Here is a 21920-nt window from a genome sequence, read left to right on the forward strand (position 1 = left end):
TTCAAGTGGAGGTGTCGTGGGACTACCGGATGACGCCGCGGAGGCGCGGGCGCAGGGGTGGCGCACCCTGGCGGCGCTGCATGCCCGGATCGAGGACGAGCTGGAGCGTGCGCTGCAGAAGGAGCACGGGCTGTCCGTGAGTGAGTACAGCGTGCTGGACGTGCTGGCGCGGCAGGACGACTACCACCTGCGGATGAACCAGCTCTCGAACGCGGTAGTGCTCAGCCAGTCCGCTACTACTCGCCTGGTGAACCGCCTGGAGGACCGCAAGCTCCTGCAGCGGTACCTGTGCCCGACTGACCGGCGCGGGATCTACACAGAGGTCACCGAGGCCGGCCGCGACCTGTTGGACCAGGCCCAGCCGACACATGACGCCGTGCTGACGTCTGCTTTGTCGAACGCCGCCGAGCTACCTGAGCTGTCCCCACTGGTGCGTGCGCTGGGGAAGCTTCCGCTGACGGTGTGACATGGCCCGCAAGTACGACAACCGCAAGCTGTACATCCTGCTGATGGGCACCTGCGCCACGCTGATCATTCTGGCCTGGTTCGTAGTGCGGCTGTTCTCGATCCCGGCCGCGGTCGCGATGAGTGCGGTCGCCGCCGTACTGCCCCCAGCTGCCGCAATCGTCGCCAACTGGGGTCAGGACAAGCGCTGACCTGCCAGCACGTCGATGAACGCGGCGGCCAGAGGGTCGGGGGTGCTTCGGGTGTACGCCGTGAGCGTGCGGTGGACGGGTGGGTCCGTGTGGAGGACGTGGCCGTCGAAGTCCTTCGGGAGGATGTTGTCCGGGACCAGGGCTGGGCCTAGCCCGGCCGCTGCCAGTGCGGGCGCCGCCGCTGTCTGCTCCGTGCGTACGGCGATGCGTGGTTCGAAACCGGCTTGTGCACAGGCGTTGTCCAGGACGTCCGCGAGTCCATGGCCAGGCGCGTAGTGCACCCAGGAGCGGTCCGCTAGGTCCTGCAGCTTGACCGTGGTCCCGGTTGCTGCCGGGTCGTCGGCGGCGACCACGACGACGAGCTCCTCGCTGCCAAGTATGTGCGTCATACCTGGCCAATTCGCGGGCTCGGGGCCGACGGCGAGGTCGGCCTGGCCGGCGTGCATCGCGTCGACGAGTTCGTCGGTATGGCGATGTTCGAAGAGGCGGATGCCGACGTTCGGACGGGTCTGGCGCCAGCGGCGGAGCGCTGCCGGGAGCACGCCGAGCGTGATCGAGTAGAGCGTCGCGATCTGCAGCTCGCCGACTTCGAGGCCCGCGGCCTGCCGGGCGGCGCACCGGGCGCGCTCCGCGTCGGCGAGCGCGGCGCGGGCGTGCGGGAGCATCGCTCGGCCGGTCGGGGTGAGGCGGACGGTGCGAGGTAGTCGTTCGAGGAGCGGGCCGCCCGCGGAGCGTTCGAGCGCGCGGATCTGGTGGGAGAGGGCGGGCTGCGTCACGTGGAGGAGCTCGGCGGCCTTCGTGAACGAGCCTTCGGCGATCACGGTGACGAAGTACTCGAGCTGCCGTAGCGTTGTCATGAGCTGAGTTTATGGCTTCGGTGAAAACTATGCCTTGGCTTTATCTCTGCAGGTCAGCGAGGCTGTTTGGTATGGAGAACGTTGCGTTGGTGGTGGGAGCCCGAGGTGTGATCGGGACGAATCTGGTCGAGCATCTGGCGTCGCTGCCGGACTGGCGGGTGATCGGACTGTCGCGCCGCGGCGGTACTGACGTACCCGGCCGGGTGCGGCACGTCGCGGTGGATCTGCTCGATCCGGACGACACCCGGGAGAAGCTGTCGGGGTTGTCCGACGTGACGCACGTGTTCTACGTCGCCTACCAGGACCGGCCGACGTGGGCCGAGCTGGTCCCGCCGAACCTGGCGATGCTGGTCAACGTCGTGGACGCGATCGAGCCGGTCGCGCGCGGGTTGCGGCACGTCAGCCTGATGCAGGGATACAAGGTGTACGGCGCGCATCTCGGGCCGTTCAAGACGCCGGCCAGGGAGGACGATCCGCCGCATCTGCCGCCGGAGTTCAACGTCGACCAGCAGCAGTTCCTGACGGCACGCGCGGAAGGGAAGGCGTGGACGTGGTCGGCGCTGCGGCCTTCTGTGGTTGGCGGTTCGGCCCTCGGGAACCCGATGAACCTCGCGGTCGCGATTGCCGTCTACGCCTCGCTCTCGAAAGAACTGGGCGTACCGCTGCGGTTCCCGGGCAAGCCGGGGGCGTACCACTCGCTGCTGGAGCTGACCGACGCCGGATTGTTGGCCAAGGCAACGGTATGGGCGGCGACCGCGCCGGCTGCGGCGAACCAGGCGTTCAACATCACGAACGGCGACCTGTTCCGGTGGAGCGAGCTGTGGCCGAAGCTCGGCGCGTGGTTCGGGCTGGAGGTCGCGCCGCCGCTGCGGATGTCGTTGCAGGACGTGATGGCCGACAAGGAGCCGGCCTGGAAACAGCTGCAGGCTACGCACGACCTGGCCGCCACGTCGTTCGCCGAGGTGTCCTCGTGGCCGTTCGCGGACTTCGTCTTCGGCTGGGACTACGACTTCTTCGCCGACGCGTCGAAGTCGCGCCGCGCCGGCTTCCACGAGTACGTCGACACCGAGCAGATGTTCTACCGCATCTTCGCCGACCTCCGTCGGCGGCGCGTCATTCCGTGATGTGGCATGGTTCGGGCTGTGACTGCGATGGGTGCGGGGAAGCTGCTCGGGACGAACCTTCGGGCGCGGCGGGACGAGCAGGGCATCTCGCTGTCCGAGCTGGCCCGGCGGTCCGGGATCGCGAAGGGCACGCTGTCCCAGCTCGAGTCCGGCGCGGGCAACCCCACGATCGAAACAGTGTTCAGTTTGTCGAACGCTCTCGGGATCCCGGTGTCGGCGCTGCTGGCCGAGTCACCCGCCTCCGGCGTGGTCCTGGTGCGGTCCGCGGACGTCGACGTACTGTCCGGTGACGCCATCGACCTGCGGATGCTGCGGCGGCTCGAGCACCCGGGCGGGCTGTTCGAGATCTATCACCAGGAGGTCCGGCCGGACGCCGTTCAGCACTCGGACGGGCACCCGGGGACCGAGCACCACGTCGTACTGTCGGGGTGCCTGCGCATCAATACCCATGGGCAGAACGCGGAACTCGGCCCGGGGGACTACCTCGCGTTCCGGGCGGCCGGGGAGCATTCGTACGAGGCCGTGGACGGTCCGGTCCGATCGGTCCTGCTGCTCGAGTACCCGCCGGACGTGTACCCGACGGCGGCCGGCGGGCCGCATCTGCCGGGATAGTTCCGGAAAAGGTCCGGGAGAGGTCCGGTTGGGTGCATTGACCGGTCGTCGGAACCGCGCGTAATCTCGGTATCGTTCATTTTAGCGAACGTCCAGCCGAGGAGGCCGTCATGCACCGGTCCGCGACACCCGACGTGGTGGTGGTCGGTGCGGGCATGGTCGGGGCCGCATGTGCGGAGGCGTTGTCGGCGGCCGGCGTCCGGGTGCTGGTGATCGACCGCGACGGGCCGGCCGCGGGGACGACGGCGGCCGGCGAGGGCAACGTGCTGGTCTCCGACAAGGAGCCGGGCCCGGAGCTGGAGCTGGCGGTCGCGTCGCGCGCGGAGTGGGACGTCGTGCGCGGCCGATTGCCCGCGCCGGTGGCGGACGTGGAGTGGGAGGCGAAGGGCGGCGTCGTGGTGGCGACGGGCGACCCCGAGCCGCTGACCGCGTTCGCCGCGAAGCAGCGTGAGGCCGGGGTCGACGCGCGGGTGGTCACGCCCGCGGAGGTCTTCGAGCTCGAGCCGCTGCTCACCCCGCGGGTGACCATCGGGGTGCACTATCCGGACGACGCGCAGGTGCAGCCGGTGCTGGCGGCGACCGCGTTGCTGGCGGCGGTCCGCGAGCGCGGCGGCGAGGTGCGATCGGGGGTCACCGCGCTCGGGATCCGGCAGTCCCGCGGCCGGGTCGTCGGCGTCGACACGTCGGACGGCGACATCGCCTGCGGCGCGGTGCTGAACGCCTGCGGTCCGTGGGCGGGCGCGTTCAGCGAAGCGGCCGGCGCGCGGATCGAGGTGCTGCCGCGGCGCGGGATGATCCTCGTGACCGCGCCACTGCCGGAGTGCGTGCGGCACAAGGTGTACGACGCGGACTATGTCGGCGCGGTGGGCAGCGGGGACGCGGACCTGCAGACGTCGACGGTGGTCGAGTCGACGCGGGCCGGGACGGTGCTGATCGGGTCCAGCCGGGAGCGGATCGGGTTCGACGACACGATCCGGGTGCGAGTGCTGCGGGAGCTGGCGCGGAAGGCCGTCGGGCTGTTCCCGTTCCTGGGCGACGTTCCGGTGATGCGCGCGTACGGCGGGTTCCGTCCGTACGCGCCGGATCATCTGCCGGTGATCGGGCCGGACCCGCGGGTGCAGGGGCTGTGGCATGCGACCGGTCACGAAGGAGCGGGCATCGGGCTGGCACCGGCGACCGGGCGGCTGATCACGGAGCAGTTCCTCGGGCTCGCCCCACATCTCGACCCGGCGCCGTTCCGGGTGGATCGTCCGGCGGTGATCGCGGCATGACCGCCTATCAGCGTCCCCGTGCGGGTGACCCGGCCGAGGTCGGTACGCCGCCAACGTTCGAGGTGAAGGTCGACGGCCGGCCGGTCACGGCGCAGGCGGGTCAGACCGTCGCCGCCGTACTCCTCGCGAACGGCCACGACACCTGGCGGACCACCCGAATCCACAACCGTCCACGCGGCGTCTTCTGCGGAATCGGCGCCTGCCAGGACTGCCTCGTCACCCTCAACAACACCCCCAACACCCGAGCCTGCCAACGCACCATCACCCCAGGCGACACCATCAGCACACAACCGCTCCCCCTCCTCCCCACACCGACCGGCACCACCGCACCCGACGCCGCATCCACCCCCGCATCACCACCCGACCAGACCGTCACGCCATCCGACGAGACCACCGGCGCCTCCGCCCATACGGGTGGACAGGCGGGCGGAACCCCCGCTCAGGCGAGCGGAACCCCCACCCCCGGAGACACCATCGGCACGCGACCGGTCTCGCTCCTCCCCACACCGAACGGCACCACCGCACCCGGAGCCGCATCCACCTCCGCATCACCATCCGACCAGACTGGCGCATCATCGAACGAGACCGGCGGCGCCTCCGCTCAGGCGGGTGGACAGGCGGGTGGAACCACCGCTCAGGTGGGCGGGGCGTCCGGGCAGGTGGGTCGGGACTCCGACCAGGTGGGCGGGGCGTCCGGTTCGCTTGGTTCGGTGGGGGTTGGGGCGCGGGCAGCGGATGTTGTTGTGGTGGGGGCTGGGCCTGCGGGGGTTGCTGCTGCGTTGGCGGCTGCTGATGGTGGGGCGGAGGTGCTGGTGGTTGACAGCGGGCGGGCTGTCGGCGGGCAGTACAACCGGCAGCTACCGGAGGAGTTCGCCGCACGGCGGCCGGATCGGCTGCAGCACGAGTGGAAGGCGTTCGAGGTGCAGCGGGATCGCCTGCTTGAGCACCCACGGATCGCGTACCTGCCGGAGACCTCGGTCTGGGCCCTCGAAGGACTCCGGCTCTGGGCGCAGACCGGCCCCGCGGACGCCCCCGGCCGGCAACCGTTCGCCATCGACGCCAAGGCCGTCGTGCTCGCGACCGGCGCGTACGACCGCGTACTTCCCTTCCCTGGTTGGGATCTCCCCGGCGTCTACACCGCCGGAGCCGCACAAGCTCTCGCCAAAGGCCAGCGCATCGCGGTCGGCCATCGAGTGCTCGTCGCGGGCACCGGCCCGTTCCTGCTGCCGGTGGCCGAGTCGCTGATCGGTGTCGGCGCGCACGTCGTCGCCCTCCTCGAAGCCAACACGTTGAAGACCGTCCGCGCCGGTTGGTCCACCGACGTACTGGTTGCCCCGAGCAAGTTGAGGGAGGCCGCCGGGTACGGCGCTCTCCTCGCCCGGCATCGGGTCCCGCTCAGGCACGGCTGGACTGTCCTCGCTGCCCACGGCTCCGATCATGTCGAGGCCGCCACGATCGCCCGCCTCGACGAGAACTGGCACCCGGTGCGGGGGACCGAACGACGGGTCGCCGTCGATGCGATCTGCCTCGGTTTCGGCTTCACCGCCAATCTGGAGCTGGCCGTCTCCGCCCGCTGCGCCCTCGGCACCGGCCCTGACGGCGGACCGGCCGTGACCGTCGACGCCAACCAGCAAACAACCACCCCCGGGTACTTCGCCGCCGGCGAGCTCACCGGCATCGGTGGCGCCGCCCTCTCCACCGCGGAAGGCGCCGTCGCCGGCACCGCCGCCGCCCGCCAAGCCCTGTCCGCCACCCAACCCCCGCGACGGACCACGCCCGACCCAACCACCACCCAGCCACCGGTCCGCCCCACGACGGACCCAGCAGTTGCTCGTCGGCCGGTGGGAGCGACGGTCGGTCCGGCCGTTGTTCAGCCGCCGGCGCGGGCCACGGTGGACCCAACCGTCGCTCAGCGGCCAGTCGGCGCCACGGCCGACTCCGCCGTAGTCCAGCCGCCGCTGGGTGCTGCGGCGGACCCAGCAGTTGCTCAGCCGTCAGTCGGCGCCACGGTCGATCCAGCAGTTGCTGAGGGGGCGGTGCCGGCCACGGCCGACTCCGCCGGCGTTCGGCCGTCGGTGGGGGCGGCGGTTGATCCGGCGGTTGCGAAGGGGCGTCGGTTTGCGGTGGCGCTGGCGAAGGCGTATCCGGTTCGCGACGGCTGGAAGGACTGGAGTACGGCGGAGACGCTGGTCTGCCGGTGCGAGGAGGTGACCCGCGGCGAGCTCGAGGCCGCCGCGGACGATCGCGGTCTGCGGGACGGCCGCGCGATGAAGCTGAGTAGTCGTGCCGGGCTCGGCATGTGCCAGGGACGGGTGTGCTCGCGCACCGTCGCCGCACTGCTGGCCGGCCCGGGCGACGTACCGGATCCGAGCATGAAACGACCGATCGCCGTACCTGTGCGGCTGCGGGACCTGGCCGCCGCCGAGGTCGCGGAATCAGCAGAAATGATGGAGGAACAATGACCGAGAAGCTGGACGGCGTGATCGTCGCGACCGCCCTCCCGTACGCCGAGGACGCGTCGGCGCCGGCCGGGCTGCGCCCGGATCTGGACAAGTACGCCGAGCACTGCCGCTGGCTGGTGGACAACGGCTGCCGTGGTGTCGGGCCGAACGGGTCCCTCGGCGAGTACTCGTCGCTCACCGACGACGAGCGTCGCGCCGTCGCGAAGACCGCGATCGAGGCGGTCGGCGACGACGGCATCGTGGTCGTCGGTGTGCACGGTGTCGGCTCGCACCAGGCCCGGTCCTGGGCGGAGAAGGCGGCCGAGGACGGTGCGCACGGCGTACTGTGCCTGCCGCCGACGATGTACCGCGCGAACCGCGGCGAGGTGATCGCGCACTTCACCGAGGTCGCGAAGGCCGGGCTGCCGGTGATGGTCTACAACAACCCGCTGGACACCAAGGTCGACCTGACGCCGGACCTGCTCGCCGAGATCGCGCAGATCGAGAACGTCGTCGCGGTGAAGGAGTTCTCCGGCGACGTCCGGCGGATTCTCGAGATCCGTGAGCTGGCGCCCGACCTGGCGGTGATCGCAGGCGCCGACGACCTCACGCTCGAGGCGCTGCTGATGGGCGCGACCGGCTGGTTCGCCGGCTTCCCGAACGTGTTCCCGAAGGAATCGGCGCAGTTGTTCGAGCTTGCCACGCAGGGCAAGCTGGAGGAGGCCCGGGCGCTGTACGAGCCGCTCGTCGCGGCGTTCCGGTGGGACTCGCGGACCGAGTTCGTGCAGGCGATCAAGTACGGCATGGACTACGTCGGACGGTTCGGCGGACCGTGCCGGCCGCCGCGCGGGCCGCTCGTTCCCGAGCACGTCGCGCAGCTGGAGCAGGACATGAAGAAGGCAGTGGAGTCGCTGAGATGAGGTCGGCATGAGGTCCGTTCGGACGATCAGCGCGATCGACTCGCACACCGAGGGCATGCCGACCCGCGTCGTCACCGGCGGCGTCGGCGTGGTCCCGGGCGCGACGATGGCCGAGCGCCGCGAGTACTTCGTGAAGCACCTGGACGACCTGCGGTTGTTCCTGGTGAACGAGCCGCGCGGTCATGCCGCGATGAGCGGCGCGATCCTGCAGCCGCCGACCCGGTCCGACGCGGACTGGGGTGTGCTGTACATCGAGGTTTCCGGCTGCCTGCCGATGTGCGGCCACGGGACGATCGGGGTCGCGACCGTGCTGGTCGAGTCCGGCATGGTCACGGTCACCGAGCCGGTCACGCAGGTCCGGCTGGACACGCCCGCCGGCCTCGTCGTCGTTGACGTTGCCGTGAGCAACGGCCGGGCGGAGCACGTGACGCTGCGGAACGTCGCGTCGTACGCGCACGCGCTGGACGCCACGGTCGACGTACCGGGGCTGGGCAAGGTCACGTACGACCTGGCGTACGGCGGGAACTACTACGCGATCCTGCCGCTGGAGCAGCTCGGGATCCCGTTCGACCGCGCCGAGAAGGACCGCATCCTGAAGGCGGGCCTGGACATCATGGACGCGATCAACGCCGGCGATCGGCCCGTGCATCCGCTCGATCCGGGGATCAACGGGTGCAAACACGTCCAGTTCACCGCACCGGGTGCGGACGGCGCCGACTCCCGGAACGCGATGGCGATCCACCCCGGTTGGTTCGACCGCTCACCGTGCGGCACGGGTACGTCGGCCCGGATGGCGCAGCTGCACGCTCGCGGCGAACTCGCCCTCGGCACCGACTTCGTCAACGAGTCGTTCATCGGCACCCGCTTCACCGGCCGCCTGATCGAGGAGACCACGGTCGGTTCGCACTCCGCCGTTATCCCCACCGTCACCGGTCGAGCCTGGATCACCGGGACCGCCAACTACCTGTTGGACCCCGACGATCCGTTCCCGACCGGATTCGTCCTCTAGCCGGAAGGCGCCGGATCGTATAGTCCGGCGCATGGAGTTCGCCGAGATACTGCGTCGTCGCCGGACGGTCCGGGAGTTCGAGGATCGGCCGATCGCGCCGGAGGCGGTCGAGCGGATCCTGGCGAGCGGGCAGCGCGGGCCGTCGGCGGGATACATCCAGGGGTTCGCGTTCCTGGTGCTGACCGAGGCCGAGGACCTGCGGCGGTTCTGGCCGTTCGCGCCGAACCAGACGCGGTACAAGCCGCGGGTGATGAACGCGCCGCTGGTGATCGTCCCGCTGGCGGATCGGGCGAGCTACCTGGAGCGGCGCGCGGAGCCGAGATGGCCGGCGCCGTACTGGCAGATCGACACCGCGATGGCGGCGATGCTGATCCTGCTCGCCGCGGTCGACGAAGGGCTGGACGGCTTCCTGTTCTGGTTGATGCCCGATGCGAAGGAGGAGTTTCCGGACTCCGAGATTCCTGCGCATGTGCAGCGGTTCCGGGACGAGTTCGGGGTTCCGGAGGGGTGCGATCCGATCGGTGCGATTGCGGTCGGGCATCGGGCTGACGACCTGCCGCCGCAGCGCGCGGGCATTGCGGCGGAGCGGCGGGAGTACGAGACGTTCATCCACCGCGGCCGTTGGTAGACCCCTCCGATCTCAGCGGTGGAGGTGGGACTGCCAGTCGGTGGGGACGTTGCCGCCGGGGACGGGTTGGGTTTCGGGGCGGGAGGCTGGTGGGGCCAGGGTGGGGCCGTCGTAGTACTGGGACTCGCCGTAGTGCCAGAACCAGTCCTCGCCGGGTTCGAAGCTGCGGACGATCGGGTGGCCGGACTCGGCGGCGTGGGCCGAGGCGTGCTGGGCGGGGGACGAGTCGCAGCAGCCGATGTGGCCGCACTGGGCGCAGCGGCGCAGGTGGAACCACCAGCCGCCGGCGTCCAGGCACTCGACACAGCCGGTGCCGCTCGGCGGGACGGTGCTGTCGATACCCGGCGTTCCAGAAGTCATACCGCACATCCTGTCCCGTCCCCGCCTCCCGAACAAGCAACCCCCTCCAGCCCGCCGAACCGCCGCCGGACCGCCGCCGAACCGCCGCCGAACCGCCGCCGAACCGCCGCCGGGACTTCCGCCGAGCCGCCGCGAGCCGCGGCCGGTCCGCCGCCGGGTCGCCGCCGGACTGCCGCCGGACTGCCGCCGGACTGCCGCCGGACTGCCGCCGGACTGCCGCCGGATCGACGCCGGTCCGCCCAGCTGCTCACGAGCTGCTCTGAGATGTGCGGCGGCTACTCAGATAGACGTCGGGCGTGATGTGGGCGCTGTGTGGGGCGGGTGGTGGGGGTGGGCCGCGTGTGTGTGGGGTGGGTGCTCGGGTATGCGCTGGGTGTGGGGCGGGTGGTGGGGCTGGGGCTGGGCGCTGGGTGTGGGGTGGGTGCTGGGGTGGGTCCTGAGGGCGCTGGGTGTGGGGCGGGTGCTCGGGTGGGCGCTGGGTGTGGGGCGGGTGCTCGGGTGGGCGCTGGGTGTGGGGTGGGTGCTCGGGTATGCGCTGGGTGTGGGGTGGGTGCTCGGGTAGGCCCTGAGTGTGTGGCTGGTGGTCGGGTGTGGGCCGGGTGTGGGGCCGGCTACTCGGACCACGGGGAGGTTTTGATGAGGTTGACGAAGTTTGTGCGGTGGAAGTCGGGGACGGAGTGTTCGAGTACGTCGGCTTTGACGTTGCCGAAGGTGGTTGTGGGGCGGTCCTGGAGGCCGGTGGTGAACGCCGCAAGGATGCGCGGTTTGAAGTCCGGACGTGGATGCGCGGCGGTGACGGCGGTGCGCTCGGTGTCGGTGATCGCGTCGTACCCGATGCCGAGGACGTCGAGTTCGACGCCGCGGGTGACGAGGGCGACCTCGGCGGACATGTGGAGCGGGATCTCCGGCGTGGTGTGCAACGCGATCGCCGTCCACACCCGGTCCGCGGGGTCGCCGGAGATGCCGTGGGTGTTGAGGAAACGGCGGGCCTCGTCGGCGCCGTCGAGTTCGAAGCGCTGGTCCGTACGGCGGTACCGCTCGGTGAGGCCGAGGTCGTGGAACATCGCGCCGACGTACAGGAGTTCCGGGTCGTAGGTGAGGTCGCGGCCGCGGAGGGCGCCGAAGAGGAAGACGCGGCGGGAGTGGTCGAACAGGAGCGGGGTGGCGGCGGCGCGGACGAGTTCGGTGGCTTCGCGGGCGAGTTTGCTGTCGGGGATCCGGATGCCGGCGATCTCCTCGGTCATCGGTGCGTCCTGCCTTTCCTGAAGCGGTGGGAGTTCCAGGTTCGCGGGCGCGGGTACGCTGCCGCCATGTCCTTCTCGCCGGGTAAACCACAGATTCGGACACGCCGGGTCGCGTTCGTCGTGTACGACGGGGTGACGCTGCTCGACGTCACCGGACCGCTCGAGGTCCTCCACCAGGCGAACCTGGTCGGGCGTCCAGGGCGGCGCGGTGAGGCCGAGCGGTACGAGGTGTTGTTGGTGTCTGCCGCGGGTGGGGACGTGCGCAGCGCGTCGGGTGTCTCGTTGGCTGGGGCGGTCACCGCGGCAGCGGCCGGGGTGGTGCACACCGTAATCGTGGCAGGGGCGGATCACCTGGTAGACGGCGTACCGGAGGACGTGCTGGAGGTGACCGCGGCGCTGGCGCGGGACGCCGAGCGGGTCGCGTCCGTATGCAGTGGGGCGTTCGCGTTGGCCGAGCTCGGGATGCTGGACGGGCGGCGGGCGACCACCCACTGGCGGCATGCGTCGGCCTTGGCGCGCCGGTACCCGCGGGTGCGAGTCGAGCCGGACGCCCTGCACCTCACCGACGGGCGGTATGTGACCTCGGCCGGGATCAGCGCCGGCATCGACCTCACTCTCGCGCTGGTCGAGGCGGACCACGGCCCTGACCTGGCCCGCGCGGTGGCTCGCGAGCTCGTCGTGTTCATGCAGCGCCCGGGCGGCCAGTCGCAGTTCTCGACCGCGATCGCGACTCCACCGCCGCGGACCGGCCAACTCCGGGCGATCACCGACCTCGTCGTCGCCGACCCAGCCGCCGAGCACACCCTTCCGAACCTCGCGGCCGCGGCCGCGGTCAGCCCGCGCCACCTGACCCGGCTGTTCCAGAGCGAGTTCAACACCACCCCGGCCCGCTGGGTCGAACGCGTACGCCTGGATCGCGCCCAACAACTCCTGCTCGACGGCCACAGCATCACCGCCGCCGCACGCCTCAGCGGACTGGGCAGCGACGAGACCCTCCGTCGCGCGTTCGCGCGCCACCTCGGCGTCACGCCGACGGAGTACCTGCGCCGATTCAGAACAGGACACAACCTGTCCGCTACCTCCGCCAGAGTGGAGGCATGACAACACACCAGATCCCCGGCGGTAAGTCGACCATCACTCCGTACGTCGTCGTGAAGGGCGCCGACAAGTTCCTGGACTTCGTGGAGCAGACGTTCGAGGTACGGGCGTCCGGGCGGTTCCCGAACGAGGACGGGACTGTCGGCCACGCGGAGATCACCGTCGGCGGGTCGGTGCTGATGACGTTCGACGCGGCGCCCGGGTGGCCGGACACGCCCGCGTTTCTGAGCGTGTACGTCGACGATGTCGAGCGCACGTACCGGCGGGCGGTCGAGGCGGGTGCGACGGTCGTGACCGAGCTGATGTACTCCGGGATCACAGGCGACCGCGGCGGCCGGGTGAAGGACCCGACCGGCAACATCTGGTGGCTGCAGACACACATCGAGGACGTCGACCCGAGCACCCTCCCGGCCCTGTTCGCGGACCCGGCCGAGGCCGAGCTGATGCGGCACGCGCAGCAGACGTTCGCCGACGCGATGGAGCTCAGCTGACGAGGCGCACCGGCTGCCCTGGGCGGAGCTGGGCGCAGGCGTCCAGGTCGGCCGCGGCGACGTACGCGATGACCGGGTAGCCGCCGGTCACCGGGTGGTCGGCGAGGAAGATGACCGGCGTGCCGGACGGGGGGATCTGGATGGCGCCGTGGGTCATGCCCTCGCTGGCCAGCTCGCCGGTGCGGGCGCGTTCCAAGGGAGCGCCGTCGAGGCGTACGCCGACCCGGTTGCTGTTGGTGCTGACCTCGTAGACCTGTGAGGTCAGCGCGGCCCAGCCGGCGTCGGTGAACCAGCCCCGGCGCGGGCCTGGTGTTACTCGGAGGACGACTTGACCGGCGGCAGGGTGCCGTACGGGAGCCTGGTCCACTCCAGGCATCGGATGCGCCGGCGGGCCGACGTGCAGGGTTTGCCCGGCCGTCAAGGGCGAAGGGCCGAGGCCGGACAGCAGGTCGGTGGAGCGCGAGCCGAGGACCGGCGGTACGTCGATGCCGCCGCGGACAGCCAGATAGGTCCGCAGACCGCTGACGGGCGGCCCGAAACGCAACACCTGCCCGGACTTCAGCACGGTCGGAGCGTTCAGCGGTACGCCGGTGCACGGGGCGCCGGTGATCGCGACGAGGAGGTCGCCGTCCGCGTGCACGGACAGACCGCCGTACGTGACCTCCAGCGCGGCCGCGCCGTCGACGTTGCCGACCAGGCGGTTCGCCAGCGCGTACGAGGCCCGGTCGCAGGCGCCCGACGCCGGGACCCCGAGGGCGGCCTGGCCGGCCCGTCCGCGGTCCTGGATTGTTGCCAACGGCCCCGTTGTCAGAACGGTCAGGCTGCTCATCCACGACCCGCGTCGACGAACCGGACCCTGCCGCCGGGGTGCAGCAGAGCGGCGGGCTCCCGGGCGGCGTCGAAGGTCCGCACCGACGTACGGCCGATCAACTGCCAGCCGCCGGGGGACTCCCGCGGATACACGCCACTGAACTCGCCGGCCAGCCCGACAGCACCGGCCGGCACCTTCGTCCGCGGCGAGGTGCGCCGCGGGATGTTCCAGTTGTCGTCGGACGTCAGATACCCGAAGCCGGGCGCGAAGCCGGAGAAGGCAACGGTCCACACAACGCCGGTGTGCCGAGCGATCACCTCGGACGAAGTACAGCCCAGGAGCGAGGCGACGTCGCCGAGGTCCTCCCCATCGTAAACGACCGGGATCTCGACCAGGTCGCCCGTGGCCCGACTGTCCGGGGCGGGCACCAGCTCCCGGAGGCTGCGGGACAGGCCGGCGAGGTCGCCCCGTGTGGTGACGAGGATCGTCCGCGCCGCCGGGACGATGTCGACGACGTCCGGCGGCGGGTCCGCGGCGAGGGCCGCGTAGTACCCGAGCACCTGGTCGAGGTCGTCGAGCTCCAGCAGCAGCGCCCGATCACCCGACGGAAGGATCCGCATCACCCGGTGAACGGGCGTACGTCGACGCCCGCTCCCTCCAGCGCGCTCCGCACCCGCCGGGCGATTTCCACCGCACCAGGGGTGTCCCCGTGCACGCAGATCGACGCCGCCTCGACGACGAGCGAACCGCCGTCCGCGTCACGGATCGCCTGCCCGCGGGCGATCGCCGTACACCGGGCAGCGATCTCGTCCGCGTCGTGCAGGACCGATCCAGGCAGCCGCCGCGACACCAACGTGCCGGCAGCCGTGTACGCACGGTCCGCGAAAGCCTCGTGTACGACGTTCAGCCCGGCCTCGGCTGCGAGCCGTAACCACTCCGACCCGGGCAGCCCGAGCACCGGAAGCGTCTTGTCGTACGCCGCAACCGCCGCGACCACCGCGCCCGCCTGCTCCGTGTGATGGCCGATCGTGTTGTACAGCGCCCCGTGCGGCTTCACGTACCGGACCCGGTCGCCGGCGATCCGCGCGAACGCGTCCAGCGCGCCGAGCTGGTACACGACCTCGTCGCGCAGCACGGCCGGCTCCACGTCCAGGAAACGCCGCCCGAACCCGGCCTTGTCGGCGTACCCGACATGCGCGCCGATCGCGACGCCGCGCTCGACCGCCTCGGCCGTCACCCGGCGCATGATCGACGGGTCGCCGGCGTGGAACCCGCAGGCCACGTTCGCGCTGGTCACGACCTCGAGCAGCGCCGAGTCGTCACCCATCGACCAGGAACCGAAGCCCTCGCCCAGGTCCGCGTTGAGGTCCATGCGCCCGAGCGTAGAGATTGTTGAACAATCCTGCAAGAGGCTTGTTCCACTTTTCCCGCCCACCTGGGATGATGCAGAGATGACTGAGACCGGCCGCCAGGCCTGGCTGCGGACCGTCGCCGCCGACGTCGCGCGGCTGGACCGGAGCAGCTCGGCGGAGCGCGCTGCCGACATCCTGCGCCGCAGCATCACCGAGGGCGCGCTGCCGCCCGGCGCGCAGCTGTCCGAGGTCGAGCTGACCGAGGTTCTGGAGGTCAGCCGGAACACGCTGCGGGAGGCGTTCCGGCTGCTCACCCACGAAGGGCTGCTGGTCTACAAACTGCACCGCGGCGTCTTCGTCCCGGAGCTCGACGAGAACGACGTGACCGACCTGTACCGGCTGCGCCGCGTGCTCGAGGTCGACGTCGTCCGCGGACTGTCCGGCCGCGACCCGGAGCTGCCGGCGAGCCGGCTGGAGCCGATGCACGACGACGTCGAGGTGGCCGAGGCCGCCGCCCGCGCGGACCGCTGGCCGGCCGTGGGTACCGCGAACATGCGCTTCCACCAGCACCTGATCGGCCTGGCCGACAGCTCGCGGATGGACGCGATGACCGGCCGGCTGCTGGCCGAACTGCGGCTGCTGTTCCACGTGATCGCGGCGCCCCGCGAGCTGCACGAGCCGTACATCGAACGGAACCGCGGCCTGCTCGAACTGCTCGAGGCCCGCAAGTACGACGAGGCCGCCGCGGACCTGCACCAGTACCTGCTCGACTCCGAGGAAGGCATCCTGGCCGCCTTCCGGGATAAGGGCTTGCGAACCCCGGCCGCAACCTGAATTGATGAGCTGACACCGTCAGTAGCAAAGGGGAGCAGGCATGACCGACGACGACCAGACGCCGAAGTCCTACCGCCCGATCGACGCCAAGGGGTTCCGGGAGTTCATCTCTCGCGGCTGGGGGCCGGTCGACCGGTCGGTGGTGGTGCCGGAGGGGCTCGCCGAGGCGGCCGCGGAGCACCGGCGGAAGCTCGCCGCCGCGTTGCCGGGCCGCCGGATCGCGCTCGGCGCCGGCCGGGCGCCGGTCCGCTCGAACGACACCGACTACCAGTTCCGCGCGGACAGCGACTTCGTCTGGCTGACCGGCTGCCAGGCCGAGGGTGCGGTCCTGGTCATCTCCGGCGACGGCGACGCGACGCTGTACCTGCGCGAGACCGCCGGCCCGGACGAGGCGGACTTCTTCGCGAACGCCCGCGACGGTGAGCTGTGGATCGGCCCCGTGCCGGGCCTGAAGGACTGGTCGGACGCGCTGCAGATCGCCTGCCGCCCGATCGACGAACTGCCCGCGGCGGTGCGCGGCGCCGTACCGTTCATGCTGTCGGTGCCCGGGGTGGAGCCGATGCTGGACGCTCTCGTGCGTACGTCGCCGACCGACGGCAACGCGCTCCGGCAGAGCATCGCCGAGCTGCGCCGGATCAAGGACGACTGGGAGCTCGACCAGCTCCGCGAGGCGGTCGCGGCCAGCGTGCTGGCGTTCGGCGACGTCGCGAGCGAGCTGCCGGAGGCGATCCGCGGCGGTGGCGAGCGCTGGCTGCAGGGCACCTTCGACCGGCGTGCGCGGACCGCGGGCAACGGCGTCGGGTACGCCTCGATCGTTGCTGCTGGCAACCACGCGCCGGTGCTGCACTGGGTCCGCAACGACGGCCCGGTCAACGAGGGTGACGTGATTCTGCTGGACGCCGGCGTCGAGACCCGCACGCTCTACACCGCCGACGTGACCCGGACGTTCCCGGCCACCGGCGAGTACAGCGCGGCGCAGCGGCAGGTGCACGACCTGGTCCACAAGGCCCAGCTCGCCTCGCTCGACGCGGTCAAGGTCGGGGCGCCGTACCGCGCCTTCCAGCACGAAGCGCTGCGGGTGCTGGCCGAGGGCCTGCGGGACTGGGGTCTGCTGGACGTGTCGATGGACGAGCTGCTCGGCCCGGACGGGCAGCAGCACCGCCGGTACATCGTCTGCGGCACCGGCCACTACATCGGCCTCGACGTGCACGACTGCGACGCGTCCCGGCCGGAGGCGTACTTCGCCGGCACCATCGAGGCCGGGATGGCGCTCGCGGTCGAGCCGGGCCTGTACTTCCACCCGAACGACGAGACCGTGCCGCCGGAACTGCGCGGGATCGGGATCCGGATCGAGGACAACGTGGTGGTGCACTCCGACCGGCTGGAGATCCTCACCGAGGACCTGCCGATCAGCACCGACGGTCTCGAGCAGTGGACCCGCTCGCACCTCGGGAAGTAATCAAGATTACCGATCACGAACAGTAACGTTCGTCGCTCCCTGCCGATGTACAAGGCGGGGAGGGCTGAACTCGGCCCGGCGCGTGGCAGTGGGGGGCCGCGATCCACGCGCCCGGCCGGGCCGGCCCCGTACGGGGGGAATCATGAACCTACGAGTGCGTGTACTGAACTGCGGCGACCGGCACTGGTACGCCGACATCGACGACGCGGACGATCCGCAGCCGGACGACCCGTTCTGGTACGTCGACAACTGCCGGACCCAGGCGCAGGCGCTGGAAACCGCCTGCTCCGAGCTCCGGCTGCTGGCGAACCGGCTGGTGCACGGCGATCAGCTGGACCGGGTGCTCGAGATCACCGGCGTCCCGATCTGACCGATCAGCCGGCCGGGGGGTACGGCGGGGCAGCTGCTGCCGCGCTTCGGTACGTCGCGCCCGACCAGGTAGTCGTCGATCGTCGACTGCATGCAGGGGCTCGTGGTGTAGCTGCCATGACCCCAGCCCTCGTATGTGACGAGTACGCCGTTCTCAGCGAGCTGGCGTGCCACGCTCTTGGCCCAGTTGTAGCCGGTTGCCGGGTCGTGGAGCGTGCCAGCGAGCAGGATCGGTGTTTTGAGGCCATGGACGTCCAGAACGTGCTGTGGGTTGTCGGCAGGCGGCTGGCCGAGACACATGGACACTGCTGTCAGCTGACCCGGATAGCGCATGTCCGGGGTGTTCCGGGCCAGCCGGGCGAGCTGAGCGGCGTACTCACGGTAGGAACGCACCGGGAGGTTCCAGTCCTGGCAGAACACGGCTAGTGGGTACGACGCGAGTCCCGTTGGCGTCGGTGACTTACCCGTTGGCGGGGCGCTGGTGTCCAGTTGCTTCAACGTGTCGGCAAGAGCGACCCACTCCGGGTCGTAGAGCAGCTTGAACACGCGGAAGCTCAGGTTGAACGGTGTAATGGGGACGGTCGGGTGCTGCGGGTCCGGTACCTCGCCACGGTCGGCCCGGGCGAGCAGCCCGGACCACAGCGCGTGGATGTCGCGACCGTGCAGCGCACACGTGTCCGTAGCGTCGCACCACTTCACGAATTCGCTGAACGAGTCCTGCGCCGCTTCCGCCTGCTGGTCGACGAACGTGCGGGCCGGCGCGGCGCTGTGGTCGCTGATGCCTTCCAGGACCATCGCGCGAACCCTGCCCGGGTACGTCTCGGCGTACTGTCCACCGAGCACAGTGCCGTACGAGCTGCCGTGGAACGAGATCGTGGACTCACCGAGTGCCCGGCGTACGGCCTCCAGGTCGTGCACCGTCTGCCAGGTGTCGAGATGGTCGTACACCGGGCCGGTGTGTTCGCGGCAGTCCGTGGCGAGCCGGCGGTTGTCGCTGATCGTCGCGGTGAAGTCGGCCGCGCTCCCGATGATCGGCGACGGCTGCTTCGCGAGCAGTTCGGCCGAGCACCTCACCGGATTGCTGCGGCCGACGCCGCGCGGGTCGAAGCTGACGATGTCGAACCGGTCCTGCAGGTCCGCACTGAACCGCGACATCCCGGTCCTGATCCGATCGACCCCGGAGTCACCGGGCCCGCCCGGGCCGAACACGAGTACTCCTACGCGTTCGCCGGGCACCGCGGCCTGCCTTCGCGCTACGGCGAGGCCGAAGGTCGGTCCGCTCGGGTTCCGCCAGTCGACGGGCACCTGGAGGGTCGCGCACTGCGATCCCTTCACTTCGGCGGAATCGGCTGGTTGGCAATCGGTCCACCGCAGGCGCGGACCGGCAGCGGCGGCGGTCGACAACCCGGCCGCCGTCACGCCGAGTACTACAGCGCCCACCAGGGCGCGTCGGATGAATTTCATGCGAACGATCGTTCGGCAATCGCTTGCTGACGGCATCCGGGATCGACCCCGCGGACACCCCGGAACGGACTTGGGGGGCTTGTTAGGGTCGGCGGTGATGAGTACCAGACACGCACGGTGGTTCCGGACGGTGGCGATCGCCGAGGCGGTCTCGTGGACCGGGTTGCTGATCGGGATGCTGTTCAAGTACGTGCTGTCCGACAACGAGGCCGGGGTGAAGATCTTCGGGCCGATCCACGGTGGGATCTTCGTCGCGTACGTCGTCACCGTGCTCGTCGTGCGGGGTCCGCTGCGCTGGTCGTGGCCGGTCACGCTGGCTGCGCTGGCAGCGTCCGTTCCGCCGTTGTTCACCTGGTTCTTCGAGATCTGGGCGGTCCGCACCGGCCGGATTGACGGCGCCCGGCAGACCGCCGTACCGTCCACAACGTCAGTCAATTCAACAGCCGCATGAACCCGTGCGGGAGAGACCCGGCCACGAACCGGGCGCCGTAGGAGCAACTCTCCCCAAGAATCTCTCAGGCACCTTCACCGCGCGGGCGAGGCACCTCTGGAAGACATCCGTCTGACAGAGCGGGGAGGACACCAAACGGTCAACGGCGACCGGAAGGAACCTCCGCACGATGGCGATCAGTGTCTTCGACCTGTTCAGTATCGGGATCGGCCCGTCGAGCTCCCACACCGTGGGGCCGATGCGCGCCGCCCGCACGTTCGCACTCGGTCTCGCCGACGACGGCCTGCTGGCCGCGACGGCGACCGTCGAGTCCCAGCTGTTCGGGTCGCTCGGGGCCACCGGCCACGGGCACGGCAGCAACAAGGCGGTCATCCTCGGGCTCGAGGGCGAGGACCCCGAGACGATCGTGACGCATTCCGTCGACGCCCGGGTCGAGACGATCCGCGAACGCGGCCGGCTGCTGCTCGCGGGCGTCCGGGAGATCGCGTTCGACGAGCACCGCGACCTGGTGATGCACCGCCGCAAGGCGCTCCCGTACCATCCGAACGGGATGATCTTCGTCGCCCGCGACGACCAGGGCGACGTACTGCGGGAACGTACCTACTACTCGGTCGGCGGCGGCTTCGTCGTCGACGAGAACGCCGCCGCGGGCGACCGGATCGTGCCGGACACCACTCCGCTGAAGTACCCGTTCAGCACCGGCGCCGAGCTGCTCGACCGGTGCCGCGAGTCGCAGCTGCCGGTCAGCGAGGTGATGCTCGCGAACGAGCTGGCCTGGCGGACCGAGGACGAGATCCGCGACGGCCTGCTGCGGATCTGGCAGGTGATGCAGGACTGCGTCCGCGAGGGCTGCGAGACCGAGGGCATCCTGCCCGGCGGCCTGAAGGTGCCGCGCCGCGCGCACGCGCTGCACAAGAAGCTCAGCCAGGACCCGTGGTCGGTCGACCCGCTCAAGGTGATGGACTGGGTGAACCTGTTCGCGCTCGCGGTCAACGAGCAGAACGCGTCCGGCGGCCGGATCGTCACCGCCCCGACGAACGGTGCCGCGGGCATCATTCCCGCGGTCCTGCACTACTACCGGCGGTTCGTGCCCGGCGCGACCGACGACGGCGCGGTCCGGTTCCTGCTCACGGCAGGCGCGATCGGCGTGCTGTACAAGGAGAACGCGTCGATCTCCGGCGCCGAGGTCGGCTGCCAGGGCGAGGTCGGTTCCGCCTGCTCGATGGCCGCTGCCGGTCTCTGCGAGGTGCTCGGCGGTACGCCGCAACAGGTCGAGAACGCCGCCGAGATCGCGATGGAGCACAACCTCGGGCTGACCTGCGACCCGGTCGGCGGCCTCGTCCAGATCCCGTGCATCGAGCGGAACGCGATGGCGTCGGTGAAGGCGATCAACGCGGCCCGGATGGCGATGCACGGCGACGGCGTCCACGTGGTCACGCTCGACAAGGTGATCAAGACGATGCGCGAGACCGGCCGCGACATGAAGGTCAAGTACAAGGAAACGTCCCGCGGCGGCCTCGCGGTGAACGTCATCGAGTGCTGACCAGGTAACGGCAGTACCAGGCTGCGGCCGGCCGTGCACGTGATACTGGGGGTATGGCTGAGCTCGGGAGGACGTTGCACGCCTGGCGGGATCGGGTGACGCCGGCTGAGGTCGGGTTGCCGGCCGGTGGGAAGCGGCGGGCGCCGGGGCTGCGGCGGGAGGAGTTGGCGCTGCTCGCGGGGCTCTCGGTGGACTACATCGTGCGGCTGGAGCAGGGGCGCTCGGACTCGCCGTCCGCGCAGGTGCTGACCGCGCTCGCCCGGGCGCTCCGGCTGACGGATGCCGAGCGCAACCACCTGTTCGTGCTGGCGGGCGAGGTGGAGCCGTCACCCGGGCGGATCTCGACGTACATCCCGGCCGGGGTGCAGCGGATCGTGGACCAGTTGGACGGTGCGCCGCTGTGCGTGTGCGACGCGGCCTGGACGATCATCACCTGGAACCCGATGTTCGCCGCGCTCGCCGGCGACCCGTCGCTGAACCAGGGCCGGCAGCGCAACATCATCTACCGGCACTTCCTGTCCGCGGGCGACCGGTTCGAGCAGACGCCCGAGCAGCGGCGCGACTTCCGGGTCGCGATGGTCACCGACCTGCGTGCGTCGCTGGCCCGGTACCCGAACGACACGGACCTGCGGGCGCTGATCGAGGAGTTGCGGGCCGCGCCGGAGTTCGTTGAGATCTGGGACCAGCCGGTCGTCGGGTTCCACCGGTCCGAGCGGAAGGTCGTGCACCATCCCGAGGTCGGCACGTTCGCGATCGACTGCGACGTACTCGCGGTCCCGGGCAACGATCTGCGGATCGTGGTCCACACCGCGGCACCGAACAGCGAGGCCGCCGAGAAGCTCCGGTTGTTGTCGGTGATCGGCCTGCAGGAGCTGACACGTTGACGCACCGCATTGCTACGGACGCGTAACCAGTACCGGAATTCC

At 70.6% G+C, this 21920-nt stretch carries 25 protein-coding genes and 1 riboswitch; of the genes, 18 read left to right on the top strand and 7 right to left on the bottom strand.

What is annotated here, in order from left to right:
* Positions 1 to 16: 16 nt before the first annotated feature.
* Both ACQHIV_RS33400 and ACQHIV_RS33405 read left to right on the top strand, forming a co-directional pair.
* On the top strand, positions 17 to 466 hold the full coding sequence (locus ACQHIV_RS33400) for a MarR family winged helix-turn-helix transcriptional regulator (RefSeq protein ID WP_427888025.1): 450 nt from the start codon (positions 17 to 19) through the stop codon (positions 464 to 466).
* A gap of 1 nt (position 467) precedes the next feature.
* Positions 468 to 656 (top strand): DUF3099 domain-containing protein, encoded by a 189-nt coding sequence (locus tag ACQHIV_RS33405; protein WP_427888027.1) that lies wholly within the window; start codon positions 468 to 470, stop codon positions 654 to 656.
* Here ACQHIV_RS33405 and ACQHIV_RS33410 read toward each other — a convergent pair.
* The gene (locus tag ACQHIV_RS33410; protein WP_427888029.1) at positions 641 to 1513 is read right to left on the bottom strand and encodes a LysR family transcriptional regulator; all 873 of its coding nucleotides are present in this window, start codon (positions 1511 to 1513) and stop codon (positions 641 to 643) included. The two genes, ACQHIV_RS33405 and ACQHIV_RS33410, sit on opposite strands and share 16 nt — an antisense overlap.
* Positions 1514 to 1584: 71 nt before the next feature.
* On the opposite strand from ACQHIV_RS33410, the gene ACQHIV_RS33415 reads away from it, so the two are divergent.
* The 7 genes from ACQHIV_RS33415 (at position 1585) to ACQHIV_RS33445 (ending at position 9518) form a co-directional block, all read left to right on the top strand.
* Positions 1585 to 2637 (top strand): SDR family oxidoreductase, encoded by a 1053-nt coding sequence (locus ACQHIV_RS33415; RefSeq protein ID WP_427888031.1) that lies wholly within the window; start codon positions 1585 to 1587, stop codon positions 2635 to 2637.
* A gap of 27 nt (positions 2638 to 2664) precedes the next feature.
* Positions 2665 to 3249, top strand: a complete 585-nt coding sequence (locus ACQHIV_RS33420; protein ID WP_380195504.1) for a helix-turn-helix domain-containing protein — start codon at positions 2665 to 2667, stop codon at positions 3247 to 3249.
* A gap of 110 nt (positions 3250 to 3359) precedes the next feature.
* Positions 3360 to 4520: an NAD(P)/FAD-dependent oxidoreductase gene (locus ACQHIV_RS33425; RefSeq protein WP_427888032.1), complete on the top strand. Its 1161-nt coding sequence runs from the start codon at positions 3360 to 3362 to the stop codon at positions 4518 to 4520.
* On the top strand, positions 4517 to 6982 hold the full coding sequence (locus tag ACQHIV_RS33430; RefSeq protein WP_427888034.1) for a 2Fe-2S iron-sulfur cluster-binding protein: 2466 nt from the start codon (positions 4517 to 4519) through the stop codon (positions 6980 to 6982). The genes ACQHIV_RS33425 and ACQHIV_RS33430 overlap by 4 nt, the downstream gene beginning before the upstream one ends.
* Entirely contained in the window at positions 6979 to 7881 is a 903-nt protein-coding gene (locus ACQHIV_RS33435) for a dihydrodipicolinate synthase family protein (protein ID WP_427888036.1), read from the top strand. Before ACQHIV_RS33430 ends, ACQHIV_RS33435 begins: the two co-directional genes overlap by 4 nt.
* A gap of 7 nt (positions 7882 to 7888) precedes the next feature.
* The gene (locus ACQHIV_RS33440; RefSeq protein WP_427888038.1) at positions 7889 to 8890 is read left to right on the top strand and encodes a proline racemase family protein; all 1002 of its coding nucleotides are present in this window, start codon (positions 7889 to 7891) and stop codon (positions 8888 to 8890) included.
* A 31-nt stretch (positions 8891 to 8921) separates the two neighbouring features.
* On the top strand, positions 8922 to 9518 hold the full coding sequence (locus tag ACQHIV_RS33445) for a nitroreductase family protein (protein WP_427888039.1): 597 nt from the start codon (positions 8922 to 8924) through the stop codon (positions 9516 to 9518).
* 12 nt (positions 9519 to 9530) lie between these two features.
* Here the strand turns inward: ACQHIV_RS33445 and ACQHIV_RS33450 are convergent, their stop codons facing one another.
* On the bottom strand, positions 9531 to 9878 hold the full coding sequence (locus ACQHIV_RS33450) for a UBP-type zinc finger domain-containing protein (RefSeq protein WP_380194927.1): 348 nt from the start codon (positions 9876 to 9878) through the stop codon (positions 9531 to 9533).
* A gap of 364 nt (positions 9879 to 10242) precedes the next feature.
* On the opposite strand from ACQHIV_RS33450, the gene ACQHIV_RS33455 reads away from it, so the two are divergent.
* Entirely contained in the window at positions 10243 to 10440 is a 198-nt protein-coding gene (locus ACQHIV_RS33455) for a hypothetical protein (RefSeq protein ID WP_427888041.1), read from the top strand.
* Positions 10441 to 10489: 49 nt separating this feature from the next.
* Here the strand turns inward: ACQHIV_RS33455 and ACQHIV_RS33460 are convergent, their stop codons facing one another.
* A complete protein-coding gene (locus tag ACQHIV_RS33460; RefSeq protein WP_427888043.1) occupies positions 10490 to 11122 on the bottom strand; it encodes an HD domain-containing protein in 633 nt (210 codons plus the stop codon).
* 66 nt (positions 11123 to 11188) lie between these two features.
* Here ACQHIV_RS33460 and ACQHIV_RS33465 point away from each other — a divergent pair, with 66 nt between their 5' ends.
* Entirely contained in the window at positions 11189 to 12223 is a 1035-nt protein-coding gene (locus tag ACQHIV_RS33465) for a GlxA family transcriptional regulator (RefSeq protein WP_427888045.1), read from the top strand.
* The gene (locus ACQHIV_RS33470; RefSeq protein WP_427888047.1) at positions 12220 to 12711 is read left to right on the top strand and encodes a VOC family protein; all 492 of its coding nucleotides are present in this window, start codon (positions 12220 to 12222) and stop codon (positions 12709 to 12711) included. Before ACQHIV_RS33465 ends, ACQHIV_RS33470 begins: the two co-directional genes overlap by 4 nt.
* Here ACQHIV_RS33470 and ACQHIV_RS33475 read toward each other — a convergent pair.
* Genes ACQHIV_RS33475 through ACQHIV_RS33485 form a run of 3 tightly spaced genes read right to left on the bottom strand, consistent with a single transcriptional unit; the run spans position 12704 to position 14894 of the window.
* Positions 12704 to 13540 (bottom strand): biotin-dependent carboxyltransferase family protein, encoded by an 837-nt coding sequence (locus ACQHIV_RS33475; RefSeq protein WP_427888049.1) that lies wholly within the window; start codon positions 13538 to 13540, stop codon positions 12704 to 12706. The genes ACQHIV_RS33470 and ACQHIV_RS33475 overlap by 8 nt on opposite strands.
* The gene (locus ACQHIV_RS33480; RefSeq protein WP_427896620.1) at positions 13537 to 14142 is read right to left on the bottom strand and encodes a 5-oxoprolinase subunit B family protein; all 606 of its coding nucleotides are present in this window, start codon (positions 14140 to 14142) and stop codon (positions 13537 to 13539) included. The genes ACQHIV_RS33475 and ACQHIV_RS33480 overlap by 4 nt, the downstream gene beginning before the upstream one ends.
* Positions 14142 to 14894, bottom strand: coding sequence for a LamB/YcsF family protein (locus ACQHIV_RS33485; RefSeq protein ID WP_427888050.1), 753 nt, complete (start codon positions 14892 to 14894; stop codon positions 14142 to 14144). The genes ACQHIV_RS33480 and ACQHIV_RS33485 overlap by 1 nt, the downstream gene beginning before the upstream one ends.
* A gap of 79 nt (positions 14895 to 14973) precedes the next feature.
* On the opposite strand from ACQHIV_RS33485, the gene ACQHIV_RS33490 reads away from it, so the two are divergent.
* From ACQHIV_RS33490 to ACQHIV_RS33500, 3 genes are all read left to right on the top strand, one after another.
* Complete coding sequence (locus ACQHIV_RS33490; protein WP_427888052.1) at positions 14974 to 15708, top strand: GntR family transcriptional regulator; 735 nt, start codon at positions 14974 to 14976, stop codon at positions 15706 to 15708.
* 40 nt (positions 15709 to 15748) lie between these two features.
* Positions 15749 to 17167: an aminopeptidase P family protein gene (locus ACQHIV_RS33495; RefSeq protein WP_427888054.1), complete on the top strand. Its 1419-nt coding sequence runs from the start codon at positions 15749 to 15751 to the stop codon at positions 17165 to 17167.
* A gap of 142 nt (positions 17168 to 17309) precedes the next feature.
* Positions 17310 to 17537, top strand: a complete 228-nt coding sequence (locus ACQHIV_RS33500; RefSeq protein WP_427888056.1) for a hypothetical protein — start codon at positions 17310 to 17312, stop codon at positions 17535 to 17537.
* Here ACQHIV_RS33500 and ACQHIV_RS33505 read toward each other — a convergent pair.
* Positions 17495 to 19000, bottom strand: a complete 1506-nt coding sequence (locus tag ACQHIV_RS33505; protein WP_427888058.1) for an alpha/beta hydrolase — start codon at positions 18998 to 19000, stop codon at positions 17495 to 17497. The two genes, ACQHIV_RS33500 and ACQHIV_RS33505, sit on opposite strands and share 43 nt — an antisense overlap.
* 97 nt (positions 19001 to 19097) lie before the next feature.
* On the opposite strand from ACQHIV_RS33505, the gene ACQHIV_RS33510 reads away from it, so the two are divergent.
* From ACQHIV_RS33510 to ACQHIV_RS33520, 3 genes are all read left to right on the top strand, one after another.
* Positions 19098 to 19451 carry a DUF3817 domain-containing protein gene (locus tag ACQHIV_RS33510; protein WP_427888060.1) on the top strand — a complete coding sequence of 118 codons (354 nt, stop codon included), beginning with the start codon at positions 19098 to 19100 and terminating at the stop codon, positions 19449 to 19451.
* Positions 19449 to 19541: riboswitch (glycine riboswitch) on the top strand. It overlaps the preceding gene by 3 nt.
* A gap of 79 nt (positions 19542 to 19620) precedes the next feature.
* A complete protein-coding gene (locus ACQHIV_RS33515) occupies positions 19621 to 20994 on the top strand; it encodes an L-serine ammonia-lyase (RefSeq protein ID WP_427888062.1) in 1374 nt (457 codons plus the stop codon).
* 53 nt (positions 20995 to 21047) lie between these two features.
* On the top strand, positions 21048 to 21878 hold the full coding sequence (locus tag ACQHIV_RS33520) for a helix-turn-helix transcriptional regulator (RefSeq protein ID WP_427888064.1): 831 nt from the start codon (positions 21048 to 21050) through the stop codon (positions 21876 to 21878).
* Positions 21879 to 21920 lie beyond the last annotated feature (42 nt).

Source organism: Kribbella polygonati (assembly GCF_050320105.1).
In the GTDB taxonomy this organism is placed as follows: Bacteria; Actinomycetota; Actinomycetes; order Propionibacteriales; family Kribbellaceae; genus Kribbella.

What these genes read in the sequence shown, in the direction of transcription:
- ACQHIV_RS33495 (WP_427888054.1), top strand. Translation starts at nt 15,749, where the DNA reads ATGACCGACGACGACCAGACGCCGAAGTCCTACCGCCCGATCGACGCC.
- ACQHIV_RS33510 (WP_427888060.1), top strand. Translation starts at nt 19,098, where the DNA reads ATGAGTACCAGACACGCACGGTGGTTCCGGACGGTGGCGATCGCCGAG.
- ACQHIV_RS33520 (WP_427888064.1), top strand. Translation starts at nt 21,048, where the DNA reads ATGGCTGAGCTCGGGAGGACGTTGCACGCCTGGCGGGATCGGGTGACG.
- ACQHIV_RS33415 (WP_427888031.1), top strand. Translation starts at nt 1,585, where the DNA reads ATGGAGAACGTTGCGTTGGTGGTGGGAGCCCGAGGTGTGATCGGGACG.
- ACQHIV_RS33405 (WP_427888027.1), top strand. Translation starts at nt 468, where the DNA reads ATGGCCCGCAAGTACGACAACCGCAAGCTGTACATCCTGCTGATGGGC.
- ACQHIV_RS33425 (WP_427888032.1), top strand. Translation starts at nt 3,360, where the DNA reads ATGCACCGGTCCGCGACACCCGACGTGGTGGTGGTCGGTGCGGGCATG.
- ACQHIV_RS33515 (WP_427888062.1), top strand. Translation starts at nt 19,621, where the DNA reads ATGGCGATCAGTGTCTTCGACCTGTTCAGTATCGGGATCGGCCCGTCG.
- ACQHIV_RS33475 (WP_427888049.1), bottom strand. Translation starts at nt 13,540, where the DNA reads ATGAGCAGCCTGACCGTTCTGACAACGGGGCCGTTGGCAACAATCCAG.
- ACQHIV_RS33455 (WP_427888041.1), top strand. Translation starts at nt 10,243, where the DNA reads ATGCGCTGGGTGTGGGGCGGGTGGTGGGGCTGGGGCTGGGCGCTGGGT.
- ACQHIV_RS33505 (WP_427888058.1), bottom strand. Translation starts at nt 19,000, where the DNA reads ATGAAATTCATCCGACGCGCCCTGGTGGGCGCTGTAGTACTCGGCGTG.
- ACQHIV_RS33490 (WP_427888052.1), top strand. Translation starts at nt 14,974, where the DNA reads ATGACTGAGACCGGCCGCCAGGCCTGGCTGCGGACCGTCGCCGCCGAC.
- ACQHIV_RS33500 (WP_427888056.1), top strand. Translation starts at nt 17,310, where the DNA reads ATGAACCTACGAGTGCGTGTACTGAACTGCGGCGACCGGCACTGGTAC.
- ACQHIV_RS33480 (WP_427896620.1), bottom strand. Translation starts at nt 14,142, where the DNA reads ATGCGGATCCTTCCGTCGGGTGATCGGGCGCTGCTGCTGGAGCTCGAC.
- ACQHIV_RS33465 (WP_427888045.1), top strand. Translation starts at nt 11,189, where the DNA reads ATGTCCTTCTCGCCGGGTAAACCACAGATTCGGACACGCCGGGTCGCG.
- ACQHIV_RS33410 (WP_427888029.1), bottom strand. Translation starts at nt 1,513, where the DNA reads ATGACAACGCTACGGCAGCTCGAGTACTTCGTCACCGTGATCGCCGAA.
- ACQHIV_RS33430 (WP_427888034.1), top strand. Translation starts at nt 4,517, where the DNA reads ATGACCGCCTATCAGCGTCCCCGTGCGGGTGACCCGGCCGAGGTCGGT.
- ACQHIV_RS33450 (WP_380194927.1), bottom strand. Translation starts at nt 9,878, where the DNA reads ATGACTTCTGGAACGCCGGGTATCGACAGCACCGTCCCGCCGAGCGGC.
- ACQHIV_RS33485 (WP_427888050.1), bottom strand. Translation starts at nt 14,894, where the DNA reads ATGGACCTCAACGCGGACCTGGGCGAGGGCTTCGGTTCCTGGTCGATG.
- ACQHIV_RS33445 (WP_427888039.1), top strand. Translation starts at nt 8,922, where the DNA reads ATGGAGTTCGCCGAGATACTGCGTCGTCGCCGGACGGTCCGGGAGTTC.
- ACQHIV_RS33420 (WP_380195504.1), top strand. Translation starts at nt 2,665, where the DNA reads ATGGGTGCGGGGAAGCTGCTCGGGACGAACCTTCGGGCGCGGCGGGAC.
- ACQHIV_RS33440 (WP_427888038.1), top strand. Translation starts at nt 7,889, where the DNA reads ATGAGGTCCGTTCGGACGATCAGCGCGATCGACTCGCACACCGAGGGC.
- ACQHIV_RS33460 (WP_427888043.1), bottom strand. Translation starts at nt 11,122, where the DNA reads ATGACCGAGGAGATCGCCGGCATCCGGATCCCCGACAGCAAACTCGCC.
- ACQHIV_RS33470 (WP_427888047.1), top strand. Translation starts at nt 12,220, where the DNA reads ATGACAACACACCAGATCCCCGGCGGTAAGTCGACCATCACTCCGTAC.
- ACQHIV_RS33435 (WP_427888036.1), top strand. Translation starts at nt 6,979, where the DNA reads ATGACCGAGAAGCTGGACGGCGTGATCGTCGCGACCGCCCTCCCGTAC.